The organism is Priestia endophytica DSM 13796, from assembly GCF_900115845.1.
In the GTDB taxonomy this organism is placed as follows: domain Bacteria; phylum Bacillota; class Bacilli; order Bacillales; family Bacillaceae_H; genus Bacillus_I; species Bacillus_I endophytica.
This window is the reverse complement of the sequence record NZ_FOXX01000002.1, coordinates 236,707-250,678: the sequence shown is the minus strand read 5'-3', so window position 1 is coordinate 250,678 and position 13,972 is coordinate 236,707. Positions and strand designations below refer to the sequence as shown.

Genomic DNA, 13,972 nt, shown 5'->3' with positions numbered 1-13,972 from the left:
CAGATTTATAATGTCAGAACTTCTTACATAGTTTCAATTCATTTGAAAATGTATACATTGTTTACATACAAAAAAGCAAGGATTAAACATTCAATCCTTGCTTACTTTAATACGTGATAAATTAATTCTTCCTGGTTCTTTATGTTCCAACCTTCATTTTCTGCTTTTTGCTTAGCTTCCTCAATTGTTCCGATAAAATCCATTTGTCCTTCCTTTAAAACTCCCATCCGGTGACAAATGGTTGTAATCTCACTCATATCATGTGTTGTATAAATAATTGTTGTTCCTTCAGTAGCTAGCTCTTTCACGTAACGATTAATTTCAAACTTAGATTGAATATCTATTCCAACCGTTGGCTCGTCCATAATTAAAATAGATGGTTCATGAATGAGGGCAATACAAATATTAAGCTTTCGCTTCATTCCACCTGATAGATTTTCAACTCTATCATTCCACCTGTCACCAAGACCTACTTTCTCACATAGTTTATAAAGCTCTTCTTTAGATTTTTTGCGTTTTGATAGTTTACTCCAAAACTTTAAGTTGTCTTTTACTGTAAACTCTTCCCAAAGAGCTAAGTCTTGAGGAACATAGCCAATCTGTTCACGTACTTTTTTCTTATGTTTTCGAAGATCGAGTCCTTGAACAGTGATCACTCCTTTAGACGGAGGGACGATTGTTGCTAGCAATGATAACAACGTAGACTTTCCTGCTCCGTTTGGACCAAGAAGTCCAAAGATTTCCCCTTTGCGGATGGACAGTGAAACCCCTTTTAATGCCATTCTTCCTTTATATTTTTTATATACGTCTTTTATAACAATTATCTTTTCTGTTTCTGTATTTTCCATACTGTTCCTCCCCATAAAATCACGCTTATTCCGATTATAAAAGCACTAAAACTGTAATAATACTCATGAGCAAAAGATGCTTTTACAAAAAGCGATTGAGGCATCCAAGCTGATATATGTGCTAAAGAGGGTGAGAAATCACTGAGCGGAAAGAAACTTCCACCAAAAGCGCTTATCATCATTACAACTAAAAAAGATAGCAAATAATAATTTCCACTAGAACGTATAAAGCTTGCCATAAACATACTTAACATACTAGAAAACAAACTAAATATGATCATACTTACTAGTACTTTTATATTCATTGGAGTATGGTGAAAGTATGACAGCACACCAAAAGATAAGGCGGCGCTTCCAAACAAGAAAAGAAGCTGTGATCCTAATTTTCCGTAAAGATAGGCCGCGAGTCCTTTATATGTTGTTCTCATTCTCGAAAACAAAAGCCGCTCTTTTAAAATCCATTCATTCATAACAAAACAAAGAAGCAATACTGAGAAGCTCCATAGTCCTAAATAAGAATTAAAACTCCCTTTAGTTTCTCTATTGCCGAACTTCTCTCCCTCTTGTTTATACTCGATTGTCATAAGTGGTTCTGGTTCCCACTGGCCGTCTGAATAGCGATATGCATCTTTCCAAACTTCTTCCTTATCTATATCCATTTTTCTCTTGTCATAAATGGCAATAACCCGGTTAGCAGCTTTTGCATTGCTTGTCAGACGAGTCACTTCGCTTGCGACAAGTTCACGAACGATGTGATAAGTAAGAGATGAAGGTGTAGAAACTAGCTTAATAACACCCTCTCTTTCTTCATGTTTTATTTTTTCTTCAAAACCCTCTTCAATGATAAAAACGCTATCTACTTTATTCTGTCCTAAACGACGAAAAGCTTCCTTTTGCGTTGCTGTTGAAACCTCTAAAAGATCTTGCTTTTTCAGCCGATTCACAACAAATTTTGACGAGGTACTGTTATCTTTATCAACAAAAACGACCGGAATTCCAATCTCGCTTCCCTGCTTTTCAATCAGCCCTCCAGCTCCTACTGTAAGTAGAACAGGGAAAAGAAAAAGCAGCCACGTTGTCCATTTTTTTAGCATTTGTTTAATATTTAATCCTATTAATCTCATATTACTTCTCCCCTCTTCCTAACTTGAATTTCATCAACGTTAGAGCTAGAAAAGCACATGAAAGGAAAAGAAGAGATAGAGAGGATCTTAGAAAATGGTTATAATCTTCTCCACTAAATAAGGCAAGAAACGATTTTAAAATAATAGAGTTCGGATAATACGCTTCAAGCCACAAAAGCCCTTCTGGAAAATAGACAGGTGGGATAAGATGTCCACCTAAAAGAGCACTGAAAATCATAAAAAAGAGTCCACATAGTTGATAAAATTGAATACGTTTTGTTAATGCTTCGATCAGGATAAATAAACTTATAAAGAAAAAGGCTGAAAGTATGGTTAAACCTCCAAAAATCCAGCTATTTTCCACGGCTTTTAATCCAAGACTTTCAAAGATAGGCACTCCAATCAGAAGCGAACATAGACTAATTAGAAGAAGCAAAGCAAAACCTTTTCCGATACTGATAGAGAAGAGTGAGATATGCCGTGAAACAAAACGATAATTTAATGCTTTTGTTTGCTTTGTTCGCAGCAAAAATAGCCCTCCATAACTCCAAAACATAATAAGCAACACATAAAAGGAGACCGCATAGTACTGAATGACATTTTGACTGAACAATCCCTTTACAATATCATGAGAAAAAGCTTCGTTCCTTTCTAAAACGTGAAAAGAAAACGAAAGCAGAGAGGATCTGAATTCTTTTTCAAGCTCACTTTCCGAAAAACCAGCATCTTCTGAAAATTTATATACAGTATTTATTCCACTTTGTGATGCTGAAACAAAGTCAGCCGCGCTCTTCATAAGATAGGCAACAAGCTCAGATTGAAGAGGTCTTCTGCTGTTTCCTATTACTTCAACGGGAATATTTTCTCCATTTTTTAATCCTTCACTAAATCCTTCGGGCACAATAATAATGGCCGCTATTGTATTTCTCTTTAAGAGGCTATTTGCTTCATTTATATCTGTTTCAATTGGCGTAATTAATTTATGTAATTCTTCATTTTCTGTAAACTGCTGAAGAATAAATTGCGTTTCAAACGTATTGTCTTCATCAACGATGCTAACTGAAAATGACTTAACTTGCTCTTCCTTGTGAAATAGCGCACTAAACGTAACGCCGAGAGTTGCCACAAGGGCTAGCGGCATTAGCAAAAGCAAAATTGTCATGCGCCAGTTTTTTAAAAGTATTTTAAAAGAGAGTGAAAAAAACGTGCCTGTCCGCTTCATCTTGTTCACCCGCCGCTAACTGGTGGTATGAAAGCAACAACGTCGTTTTCAGATAGCTTTTCCTCATCAAAAGCGTACTCTTCGTTAACAGCTACCATTACATTATCCAATAGGAAATCATATTTCTGTTGAAGCATTCCTTTAAGTTCTCCAACAGTTTGACCACTATATTGCACATGAAGCTCTGACTTTCCTACTTGTTCTTGCAAGCGTGCAAAAAGTAAAATTTTAATCATTCTTTTCTCCTTCCTTTTGAGGCTTTCCATCTGGATATGGAATTGTTTCAAGCTGATCTCCAATCCACTGTTCCCCATCTTCCCAAAATTCTTTTTTCCAGATTGGGACAATTTGCTTAATTCGTTCAATTGCATACTCGTTCGCCTCGTATGCATCACGTCGATGAGGAGTTGAAACAGCGATAACAACGGCAATATCTAAAATATCTAGCATCCCGATTCTGTGCGTAATCGCTACTTTTACATCTCCCCACTTTTCTTCTATTTCTTTGCCAATTTTCTCAAGCATTTTAACAGCCATTTTGTCATATGCATCATATTCTAGCTTCAGCGTACGCTTCCCTTTTGTAAATTCCCTTACTGTACCAATAAAAGTTGTAACGGCTCCTGCTTCACGTCTCATCACTTTCTCCATTACTTTGTTTGGCTCGATCGGTTCGCGCACAATTTCAAATAGTTGATTCATCATTCATCACTTCCTTAAAATAATTACCTAACCATTCCGTAAACTCATTGTTATGAATAGAATATACGGGATAAGGTCCTTTAGGGATTGGCCCCCATGTTAAAACAAGTAACACGTTCGATAGATGCTTGAGCATATGTACATCTTCTTCATTTTTCACTAAACAGATTTTAGGATATGCCTCTTCTTTATACCCTTCTACAATAATCATTTCAATAGAAAAAAGACGATAAAGTTCGATAAGCTCATCAAGCGTCCATTTTTCTTTTTTGATGGAAAGTGAAAAAAGACCGCCTCCTTCTACTCCCGAGACATCAGCACCAGCAAGGCGATGTCTTACACTATCCTTTCCTTCTACATTATAGGGTTCTCCTCCGTGACCATGATGTTTAATAGTGGCAACACGCACGTGCTTCTTTTTTAAATAAGAGACGATTTTTTCTACTAATGTTGTTTTGCCACTATTTTTATAGCCTACAACCTGCAAAATACGGGCCATAAAATCACTTCCTCTTATGTATAATCCTTCTTCTAGTTTACCATGAAAATGATCTGAATAACGTTGTATTCCATTCCCTTTAAAAAGAACGACACTTTTGGTAAGTATCTTGATCATTAATATTAAGAAAAGCAGAAGAAGGACTTTTAAGATTGTTAGCAAAAAGAACAGAAATCGAGTCTAGAAGACTGCTCATTCTCAAGTTCCCTTCCTCAAGATTCTCTATAATAAAAGGGAGCGTTCTTTTATGATAAAGAGCGATTAGCGGCTGCTTTTTTCCTTCTATCACAGGAACAATTGCATCAAAACGTTCGTCTCTGAGCTCTTTTAATTCAGCAAGCACATCCCTTGTTATATTTGGTGTATCACAAGGGAGAATAGCATACCAGTTTGCTTTTATCTTTTTCATACCCGTATACAAGCCTGCAAGAGGTCCTTTTCCACGATATTTCAAATCATCTAGATACACTTGGTCATACATCATTTTTAAATTTTCTTCAATAGATGGATGACTAATAATTACTGTATTTTGCGTTTCTTCATTAAGGGCTTCAAATGACCATTGATAAAACTCTTTGTCTTTCCAATGAGCAAAAGCTTTTTGTCTTCCAAAACGTCTAGACTCTCCTCCTACTAGTAACACCCCTGCTATGTCCATAGAATTCCCCTTCCTTTTTTAGTTGATTATGTCACAGTTTTTTCAGTACCTCAATGCACTCACCTAAGGTTACTTCGTAAAAACGGGCAACTTGTCTAATTCATTAACCTATACGTTTTATGTTCTTCTGCATAAGCTAAAAGTACAGAAAGAAAGAGGGAAGTTAGATTTACTTTAGAAATAAAGGAGGGCAATAAAATGGGCTTTAATTCTGGCTTTGCATTAGTTGTCGTTTTGTTCATCTTGCTTATCATCATCGGTACTTCTTACACTTACTAAGAAGGAAAAGAGCCTATGAGCGCTTGTAAGCTCATAGGCTCTTTTTTTATTTTTTAGGACCAAAAAATTTATTTTTAGTCTTCTTAACCATTTTCCCCGTTGTATCTGCAGATTTCCCAATCATCTCGTTCGCCTTGCTTGATGTTCCTTTCAAAATGTTTGAGGATGTATCTGTTACCTTTCCAACTAATCCGCCTTTTCCAGATACGCCTTTAACAATATTGTTTGCTGTGTCAACTGTTTTATGAAAAAGCTCATTTACTTCATTTGACGTATTTTTCACAAACCCTCTTTTTTGCCCATCTCGTTGGTTCTCCTCGCGTTGTGAAATAATAGTCTCCTCCTTTATATTCTGCTTATTTTTATACATATGAACCTATCGGTTGTCCTAGAATATTTCTTTCGTTTTATAGATAAAAACCTATATACATTTCTCTTTACAGCAAAACAAAACATCAAAAAAGATAAATGTCAGAATAGTTTTATTTTAATTAATTAAAGATAGCGCTTACATTATATACAGCAAGCGGTGCAACAAGAGTTCAGTTTTCACAATAATAGGTTTAGAACCTTGAATAATGGGTAATATTTTGTTAGGTTTAGAAACCATAAGCGATTTATTCATATTTTTGTTTTTGTGTCAATATGACGTAAGAAGAAAAATGTGAAAAAAATTACAGAGTTGTGGAGATATTGAACTACCGTACTCTTCTCAATATCTCGAGAGAGGAGGAACTGAAAACTTTCCATTTTATTTCATGCGTAATGAGCTCATCATTGCGAGAAAATAAGTAAAAAGATTTTATGTTCTTATAAACCACATTAGTCGTAAGTTTTTTAATGTTTTAAGGAGGAAGTTGATGTCTGGAAATTTTAAAAAGTCCATATCATTATTTGATCTTATTCTTATTGGATTGGGAGCAATCTTCGGTTCAGCTTGGCTTTTTGCTGTAAGTAGTGTTGCTTCAAAAGCAGGTCCAGTAGGAAGTTTTGCTTGGTTAATCGGGGGGGCCATTATTCTTTTAATTGGTCTGGTTTATGCTGAGCTCGGGGCAGCATTACCTCGTACAGGTGGAATTCTTCGTTACCCAGTATATTCACACGGTCCGTTAGTTGGGTATCTCATTTCTTTTGTAACGATTATCGCCTACACAAGCTTAGTTTCGATTGAAGTAACGGCAGTTCGTCAATATTTAGCTTTCTGGTTCCCAGGGTTAACAAAAGCTAATTCAGAGTCACCAACTGTTATTGGATGGCTGCTGCAGTTTGCTTTACTCGCTCTATTTTTCTTACTCAACTACTGGAGTGTTAAAGCATTTACAAAAGCAAACGCTATTATTTCAGTTTTCAAATATTTAGTTCCTGTAACAATTATCGTTATTCTTGCTTTCCATTTTAAATCAGCTAACTTCTCAGTAGCTGGGTTTGCACCATTTGGTGGACAAGGAGTTCAAACAGCCATTGCAACAGGCGGCGTAATGTTTGCTTATCTTGGATTACATCCAATTGTTTCAATCGCAAGTGAGGTTAAAAACCCACAGCGTAACATTCCGATTGCGTTAGTTGTTTGTATTATTCTTTCAGCTCTGATTTATACAACAATGCAAGTTCTTTTCCTCGGAAGTATTCCAACAGATATGATCGGTAACGATTGGGCGCAAATTGCTGATAAATTTTCACTTCCGTTTAAAGATATTGCCATTGCATTAGGTTTAGGTTGGTTAGCTGTAATTGTTGTGTTAGACGCTGTTGTTTCTCCAGGAGCAAGTGGAAACATCTTTATGAATACAGCATCTCGTCTCGTTTATGCATGGTCACGTACTGGAACACTTTTCAAAACGTTCTCAAAAGTAGACAAAGGAACAGGAATTCCTCGTTCTTCTCTATGGCTTTCATTCGGACTATCTGTATTCTGGACATTACCGTTCCCATCATGGGACGCGCTTGTTAACGTTTGTTCGGTTGCCCTTATTCTTTCATATGTAGTAGCTCCAATTTCGTCTGCTGCGTTTAGAGTAAATGCAAAAGATCTAAAAAAACCGTTTAAGCTTAAAGGTATGAGTATTATTGCACCCCTTTCATTTATCTTTGCAAGCTTTATCGTATATTGGTCAGGATGGAAAACAAACTCTTGGTTATTAGGTTCTCAGCTTGTTATGTTTGTTCTATACCTTATCTTCTCTAAATATGTACCAACAAAAGAAGTAAGCTTAGCACAACAATTAAAATCCGCTTGGTGGTTAATTGCTTATTACATTATCATGCTTGTTATTTCTTACCTTGGTTCATTTGGTGGAGGAACAGAAACATTAAAAAATCCTGTAGACTTAATTCTTGTCACTGTAGTAGCACTAGCTATTTACTACTGGGCTAAATATAGTGGATTACCAAAAGCAATTATTGATAATGATGAGCCTATACCTGAAGAGAAAGCGGAAGCGGAAGTTAAAGCAGAACCTGCTAAATAAACCTTGTTTCGCAAACTGAATAAAGTTAAAATAAAAGCTGCCTTCTGGCAGCTTTTATTTTTCACAAAGGAGCTTATTAAAATGAACTATGAATGCTTATTAAAAGCTTATTTATCACTTTGGAACAACCGCCATCTTTCTTCCTATAAAGAAGCTGAAGAAAAACTTAAAGAACTTATAAAAGAAGATTTAAATTCAGCATGGTCGCACCCTCGTATTCGTAAATCAAAAGAAGTTCAGCTTACAACCGCCCTTACTCGAATTGAACAGTCCTCTTTAGAAAATAAGACGAAGCAAGCATTAAAAGCTTTGTATGAACAAATTTATGATGAGATAGAATAAACGTCAAGAAATTCATTCCTTGACGTTTATTTTTTATTTATATGAAAAAGCCTTTTCAGCTTTCTCAAATGCTTGTTTTAGATCTTCTTTTAAATCCTCAACATCTTCAAGCCCAACTGAAATTCGAAGAAGATGGCCTGTAATTCCTCTTTCTTCTTTATCTTCTAGAGGCATGCTTGCATGAGTCATTGTGGCCGGATGCGTTAAAATACTCTCTACTGCTCCAAGACTTACCCCAACTGAAGAGAGAACAACATGATTAAGCGTCTCTTTTGCTACTTCTTCGCCTTTTAATTTAAACGAAATGATAGCCCCGTAACCACTTGCTTGTTCACTTGCTAATTTGTGCTGTGGATGAGATGGAAGTCCTGGATAATACACCTCAGCTACTTGTGAGTTATCACTTAACCACTGCGCAAGCTCTAAAGCTGACTTTTGTTGCTGATCTAGACGTACTTTTAGTGTTTTAATACCTCTTAATAGAAGCCAGCTATCATTAGGGCTTAAAATTGCTCCAAAAGCGTTTTGTACAAACCCAATTTTCCCAGCAAACTCCTCGCTATTTGTAATGGCAACTCCAGCTACCACATCACTGTGACCCCCTAGATATTTCGTTGCGCTATGAACGACAATATCTACGCCTTTATCAAGCGGTTGTTGTAAGTATGGCGTCATAAACGTATTATCCATAATCGTAAATAAATCATGTTCTTTTGCAACGCGCACGATTTCTTTAATATCTGTTACGTGTAAGAACGGATTTGATGGAGTCTCAAATAAAATCGCTTTTGTTTTTTCCGTAATACATTTTTCTACTTCTTTAATATCTGTTGTATTAGCAAATACAGCTTTAATATTAAAATTAGTGAAGAGCTGTGTGACCGCTCTGAATGTTCCCCCATATACATCGTGTGAAACGATAATTTCGTCTCCACTTTTTAACAAGCATAAAACGGAAGAAATAGCAGCCATCCCTGATGAAAAAGCAAATCCATACGTTCCATTTTCCAAAGATGCAACAGTATGTTCTAGAGCTTCTCTTGTAGGGTTACCTGATCGAGAGTAATCGTAGCGGTTATTTTTTTGCTGATTAAACGTAGTTACTTGATAAATAGGCACATTGACAGAACCAAATGGCTCTTCAACATGAGTTTTAGCGTGTATAAGCTTTGTGCTGAACTTCTGATCTTTTGTACTCATCAAATCTCTCCTTAAAGTCTTGAATTAAATCTTCTCCATGTTCAATACCAACTGATAAGCGAAGCAAGCAATTCGTTACTCCAATTTCATTTCGCACATCCTCTGGGATATCGGCATGTGTTTGTCGGGCAGGGAACGTAATTAATGTTTCAACGCCTCCTAGGCTCTCAGCAAACGTAACTACTTGAAGATGTTCTAATAAGAAAGGCACTAGTGCTTCTTCTTTTACAGAGAAGGAAAGCATTCCACCAAAGCCTTTTGCTTGTTTCTTTATTACATTATAGCCTGGATGACTTTCTAATCCTGGATAGAATACTTTATCAATTAAATCTTGTTCTTCAAGCCACTGAGCAATCTTCAAAGCATTTTCCTCGTGACGATCCATTCTTAGTGCCAATGTTTTTAAGCCTCGAAGAAGGAGAAAACATTCTTGCGGTCCAAGAATGGCACCAATAGCATTTTGATAAAAGCGAATTTTTTCACCAAGCTCACGACATCGACTAACAACAAGTCCACCAATAACATCATTGTGTCCACCGATATACTTACTTGCACTATGCACAACAAGATCTGCACCAAGTACAAGTGGCTGCTGTAGATATGGAGACATAAATGTGTTATCAACAATTGTTAGAAGATCATGTTCTTTTGCAATAGCAATTGCTTCATGCAAATCTGTCACGTGCATAAGTGGATTTGTTGGTGTTTCAATAAATAAAGCTCTTGTATTTTCTTTTACATTTCTTTTTATCTCTTCTGTATTTTCAGTGTTAACATATGTAACCTCTACGTCATTTTTCTTCACAATATCTTCAAGAATACGATATGTTCCACCATATAAGTCTTTTGAGATAATAAGATGATCTCCTTTTTCAAGAAGAAGGAAAATGGCTGAGATAGCGGCCATACCTGATGAAAAAGCAACTCCTACTTCTCCTTTTTCAAGCACCGCAATTGCTTCTTCAAGCGATGTTCTAGTAGGATTGGCTGTCCTAGAATAATCGTAACCTGTACTTTCTCCTAAACGAGGGTGTTCAAACGTAGATGCTTGATAAATTGGCGTTGTAAGTGAACCTGTTGCAGCATCTCTTTTCATTCCTGACCTTACTAACTCTGTTTCAATACGCATAATATTCTCCCTTTCTTCCTCAATATAAAAAAGCCACTCTTTACAAATGAAAGAGCGGCTAATCCGAAATCTCTCATCTGTAAGAACAATTTGTTCTACAGGAATTGGCACCGTTCAAGTATATTACTTGATGGTTGCCGGGCTTCATCGGGCCAGTCCCTCCGCCACTCTGGATAAGAGTAAATTTATAATTCATTGATTTTTTTAAGTAATTAATCTTACTTTAGTAAAAATAGGAGTGTTTGTCAACGAAGTTTTCTAAAAAGGTTAAATATACACACTATTTAGAAGTGTTTTCTACTTTTTTTTGTTTTAAGGGTTTATTAAAAAAACAGCAGAAACGAATGTCTCTGCTGTTTACTCATATAAAAAAGCGGTGATGGAGTACACAGTACAGTCCCACCTTCTTAATCTTTCACTCACTAGTTCATTGTATTCTGCTACGCTTTTGGTTGCCTCATATAAAGGAAAGTCCATTGCCTTATTCCTCCTCTATCTTATTTTTATCATTATAGACAAACGTAGGAACATCTAATCTTGTGAGTTTGTTCCTTTCTATCTCTTTTTACGCTTTTGAAGCTCTTTTTTCACAATTGGAACACCTTTTTTAATAGCTCTTTGGACTTTAGGATTCTTCAGTAATCTTATAATTTTGCTCAATCTTCCCATGATCATTTCAGCTCCTTATTATTTCGATACTGACTAAGACGTTTGCAGTATTTATATAAATAAGCAATTGCTTCTAAAAACCATTTTGGAAACTTTTTTGGGAAATAAGATTTTTGATAAAAATAGCGATAAGCTCGTGCTAAATCGCGCCACTGATAACATGTTTTCTTCTGGGTATAGCGTACAACATCAATAATACGAACTTCTTTCTCCTGCGTTAGAATAAGATTGTGTAAATGAATATCTGAAGGATTTAATCCTTTCGAGCGTGCAAAAGCAAGTCCTTTTTCAACCTCTTCAATTGCTTTTGTAGGAATTCTCACACCTGTTGTTAAACATTGATAAAACGTTTTCCCTTTAATATATTCCATTACAATATAGTTTGGCCCAACTTCATATATTTCAGGGAAAGTGACAGAATGTGATAATTTTTCATACACTTCTCCCTCTTTTTGCGCTAAGTGATCAAAAGAAGGAAAAAATAGTTTAATCACTTTATTTTCATTTTTCACTTTAAAAGCCCAGGCACTTCTCCCTGTTCCTATTACTTTTAATTCTCTTGGCAGGTGAATAAGAGAATATGAAGAGCCTTTTTTTTGGAACTTAACTTCCTCTACGAGTTCTGAAGCTTTCCTCACATTTTTTCCCCCTTCACTCTTTTTTCAAACATACTACAAATTTCACACTTTCCATAATAATATGCTTCTAAAAAAAAGAGCTCTTACCTTTGGTAAAAGCTCTTTTGAGATGACTTTTTTAAGCTGAGAACTTGCGTAGCTTTGTATCTAAAATAAAATTACCAAATGGAATAACAGATGCTAACAAAGCACTTACTATCCATTTATATGACCAACGTACTTTCATCGTGACATAACCAACCATTAAAATATATAAAACAAACAATCCCCCATGAATAGAACCAACAACTGTTACAACTTCAGGGATGTTTGCCATATACTTAAGCGGCATTGCAATTCCTAAAAGAGCTAAGAGAGAAAGCCCTTCAATAAGTCCTACAAACCTCATTCCACCGAGTGGAGAGTTCTTCATATTATCGTCTCCTTTGTATTGTTTTTATTTATGTATGTCCAAATTCATTTTTTATGTGCTTACGTTTTTAGTATACCAAAGTTACAAATCTTTTATCACCTTGTTCCTGTGACAGTTTCATGACATTAAGAAGCCGGGAACTCCCGGCTTCTTCCTATACTTTAAAAATTGACGTAACACCTTTAAAAACCGTTGATAGCTGGTTAACAGCGTTCATCATTTGACCTGCTGTATTCATCATTTTATCCATATTATACGTGCCATCGCTGTTCTTAAACTGTGCTAAAATTTGGGGTGGCTGACCTTTGGTTTGCATCCACTGCTTAGGATAATAGTGAGGCTGACCTTGTTCATACATATTTTGCTGTGGCATGTATCCACTGGTTGTTATATGTTGATTGTACATGTTAGGAGCATAAGGAATATCTACAAATTGAGCGTTACTTACATATGGATGACTCTGATACAAATAGGGATTTCCGTAATTTTGAATAGGTGCATATCTGTACTGATGAACTCTTCTCATCCGTTCTTCCCCCTCTCTTTTTCATTCTTATACTATGTAAATAGCCTAGGAAGACGTGAATACAGAATTTATCGTTTTTTGTCATTTTTTGTCGGAATTCTAAATTTTTTGAACAAAAGGAACTTGCCGATTATTGTGTTAAACTATAAAAAAGGGGTAAGGGGGAGTTTAAAATGACAGTTGAAACACTTCGTAACCGTTTTGTTGACGTAAAACAATGTGAACCAGAAAATCACGATCAGCTACTCGATTTTGCTAGACGCAAGTATTTAAAAGGGGAATTGAGTCTTAGCGAGTACAAGAAAGTGATGTATGCACTTGAACAAGATGGAGCAACTAATTTAACTTTTCCTTAATACTAAGAGAGCGCTTAATAAAGTAAGCGCTCTCTTTTTTTATATTCCCTACAAAAAGGAGCTTTTATCAAGCTCCTTTTTCTTTTTCTGCTAAAATAGATTCTAGAAAATACTTATTTGATATATACATTTTGCTAAATTGTTTAGCTCTTGTATCTTTATGAAACGATTGCAAAATAACATTGTGTAAATTCTCAGTTGCTGCATCAACTTGAGTAAAATGAACATATTTTGGTTTCGTCTCTAGAATCCATTTTCTTACGGCTTTTTCCCATTCGTCAAGCAATGAAAAAAACGTTTCAGCATATGGCTTTACTTCCTCATAAAAATCTGCTGATTGTTCTTTCGCTTTTACAACCTTTAATCTATTAGAAGCTTCTTCGTTATAAGATAGAAGCTTTTCAGTAAGCTTATAAACGTTGGACATCAAATCACCTCTAAGAGGTTATTGTAACATGGAAATAAAAAGTTGTAACATTAAATTGGTTCTGCGATAGCAATGCGATATTCAGACTTTTTTACATATTTTAGTTCATCAACTGCTTTTTCGATTTCTAAAAGAGAGGCTTTGATTGAAGACAGCATTTCTTCTGACGCAGTGGGCTGTTCTTTCGCTTTTTCGCTTACTCGTCTTCCTAGCTCTTTTTCAGTTTCGTCTAAACCTACAATCGCCTGATCCAAAAGACCTAAAAGCTCGCTTTTACGAACCCATTTTTTATTCATTTGTCTTCCTCCTCTACGCTATGTTCTTCTATGTATTCTTTCTTTTTTCTTTCCTCCCTTTCTCGCTGACAAAACTAGTTTTGATTCGCTAAATAAATCTTCTTTTTAACTGTTATTCGACATTTTCTAAAATGTATGATTTTCAGATAATCGACCATACTAACGATTGGAGGTGGA

Annotated in this window: 19 protein-coding genes and 1 riboswitch; of the genes, 4 read left to right on the top strand and 15 right to left on the bottom strand. The window is 35.7% G+C overall.

Translation table 11 applies throughout. The features are described 5' to 3' along the window. Positions 1-101: 101 nt before the first annotated feature. The 7 genes from BM012_RS05650 to BM012_RS05620 all read right to left on the bottom strand — a co-directional run bounded on the left by BM012_RS05650 (position 102) and on the right by BM012_RS05620 (position 5,053). A complete protein-coding gene (locus BM012_RS05650; protein ID WP_111923431.1) occupies positions 102-848 on the bottom strand; it encodes an ABC transporter ATP-binding protein in 747 nt (248 codons plus the stop codon). Further along, positions 821-1,972, bottom strand: a complete 1,152-nt coding sequence (locus BM012_RS05645; protein ID WP_061803601.1) for an ABC transporter permease — start codon at positions 1,970-1,972, stop codon at positions 821-823. Before BM012_RS05645 ends, BM012_RS05650 begins: the two co-directional genes overlap by 28 nt. A 1-nt stretch (position 1,973) precedes the next feature. After that, positions 1,974-3,194, bottom strand: a complete 1,221-nt coding sequence (locus BM012_RS05640; RefSeq protein WP_061803600.1) for an ABC transporter permease — start codon at positions 3,192-3,194, stop codon at positions 1,974-1,976. Between the two features lie 5 nt (positions 3,195-3,199). After that, on the bottom strand, positions 3,200-3,430 hold the full coding sequence (gene moaD, locus BM012_RS05635; protein WP_061803599.1) for a molybdopterin converting factor subunit 1: 231 nt from the start codon (positions 3,428-3,430) through the stop codon (positions 3,200-3,202). After that, entirely contained in the window at positions 3,423-3,899 is a 477-nt protein-coding gene (locus BM012_RS05630) for a molybdenum cofactor biosynthesis protein MoaE (RefSeq protein ID WP_061803598.1), read from the bottom strand. Before BM012_RS05630 ends, moaD begins: the two co-directional genes overlap by 8 nt. After that, positions 3,880-4,395: a molybdopterin-guanine dinucleotide biosynthesis protein B gene (gene mobB / locus BM012_RS05625; protein ID WP_061803597.1), complete on the bottom strand. Its 516-nt coding sequence runs from the start codon at positions 4,393-4,395 to the stop codon at positions 3,880-3,882. The genes BM012_RS05630 and mobB overlap by 20 nt, the downstream gene beginning before the upstream one ends. Positions 4,396-4,474: 79 nt before the next feature. After that, positions 4,475-5,053: a molybdenum cofactor guanylyltransferase gene (locus BM012_RS05620; protein ID WP_061803596.1), complete on the bottom strand. Its 579-nt coding sequence runs from the start codon at positions 5,051-5,053 to the stop codon at positions 4,475-4,477. 198 nt (positions 5,054-5,251) lie between these two features. Between BM012_RS05620 and BM012_RS05615 the strand changes: the two genes are divergently transcribed. Beyond that, entirely contained in the window at positions 5,252-5,332 is an 81-nt protein-coding gene (locus BM012_RS05615; RefSeq protein WP_074842781.1) for a YjcZ family sporulation protein, read from the top strand. A gap of 46 nt (positions 5,333-5,378) precedes the next feature. On the opposite strand, the gene BM012_RS05610 is transcribed toward BM012_RS05615, so the two are convergent. Beyond that, on the bottom strand, positions 5,379-5,615 hold the full coding sequence (locus BM012_RS05610) for a hypothetical protein (RefSeq protein ID WP_019393062.1): 237 nt from the start codon (positions 5,613-5,615) through the stop codon (positions 5,379-5,381). 577 nt (positions 5,616-6,192) lie between these two features. On the opposite strand from BM012_RS05610, the gene BM012_RS05605 reads away from it, so the two are divergent. Next, positions 6,193-7,800 (top strand): APC family permease, encoded by a 1,608-nt coding sequence (locus BM012_RS05605; RefSeq protein WP_061803595.1) that lies wholly within the window; start codon positions 6,193-6,195, stop codon positions 7,798-7,800. 81 nt (positions 7,801-7,881) lie between these two features. Continuing rightward, on the top strand, positions 7,882-8,142 hold the full coding sequence (locus BM012_RS05600; protein WP_061803594.1) for a hypothetical protein: 261 nt from the start codon (positions 7,882-7,884) through the stop codon (positions 8,140-8,142). A gap of 33 nt (positions 8,143-8,175) precedes the next feature. On the opposite strand, the gene BM012_RS05595 is transcribed toward BM012_RS05600, so the two are convergent. The 5 genes from BM012_RS05595 to BM012_RS05575 form a co-directional block, all read right to left on the bottom strand. Then, positions 8,176-9,342 carry a trans-sulfuration enzyme family protein gene (locus BM012_RS05595; protein ID WP_061803593.1) on the bottom strand — a complete coding sequence of 389 codons (1,167 nt, stop codon included), beginning with the start codon at positions 9,340-9,342 and terminating at the stop codon, positions 8,176-8,178. Beyond that, positions 9,296-10,471 (bottom strand): trans-sulfuration enzyme family protein, encoded by a 1,176-nt coding sequence (locus BM012_RS05590; RefSeq protein ID WP_061803592.1) that lies wholly within the window; start codon positions 10,469-10,471, stop codon positions 9,296-9,298. Before BM012_RS05590 ends, BM012_RS05595 begins: the two co-directional genes overlap by 47 nt. Positions 10,472-10,541: 70 nt before the next feature. After that, positions 10,542-10,651: riboswitch (SAM riboswitch) on the bottom strand. 491 nt (positions 10,652-11,142) lie between these two features. Then, positions 11,143-11,778 (bottom strand): RIO1 family regulatory kinase/ATPase domain-containing protein, encoded by a 636-nt coding sequence (locus tag BM012_RS05585; protein WP_061803591.1) that lies wholly within the window; start codon positions 11,776-11,778, stop codon positions 11,143-11,145. A gap of 118 nt (positions 11,779-11,896) precedes the next feature. Continuing rightward, positions 11,897-12,190 (bottom strand): DUF3817 domain-containing protein, encoded by a 294-nt coding sequence (locus BM012_RS05580; RefSeq protein ID WP_061803590.1) that lies wholly within the window; start codon positions 12,188-12,190, stop codon positions 11,897-11,899. Between the two features lie 154 nt (positions 12,191-12,344). After that, the gene (locus tag BM012_RS05575; protein WP_061803589.1) at positions 12,345-12,716 is read right to left on the bottom strand and encodes a YppG family protein; all 372 of its coding nucleotides are present in this window, start codon (positions 12,714-12,716) and stop codon (positions 12,345-12,347) included. A 173-nt stretch (positions 12,717-12,889) separates the two neighbouring features. On the opposite strand from BM012_RS05575, the gene yppF reads away from it, so the two are divergent. Beyond that, positions 12,890-13,072 (top strand): YppF family protein, encoded by a 183-nt coding sequence (gene yppF, locus BM012_RS05570; protein WP_061803588.1) that lies wholly within the window; start codon positions 12,890-12,892, stop codon positions 13,070-13,072. A 67-nt stretch (positions 13,073-13,139) separates the two neighbouring features. Here yppF and BM012_RS05565 read toward each other — a convergent pair whose 3' ends face one another. Beyond that, positions 13,140-13,499, bottom strand: a complete 360-nt coding sequence (locus BM012_RS05565) for a DUF1798 family protein (protein ID WP_019393051.1) — start codon at positions 13,497-13,499, stop codon at positions 13,140-13,142. Between the two features lie 50 nt (positions 13,500-13,549). Then, positions 13,550-13,795, bottom strand: coding sequence for a hypothetical protein (locus BM012_RS05560; RefSeq protein WP_061803587.1), 246 nt, complete (start codon positions 13,793-13,795; stop codon positions 13,550-13,552). Positions 13,796-13,972 lie beyond the last annotated feature (177 nt).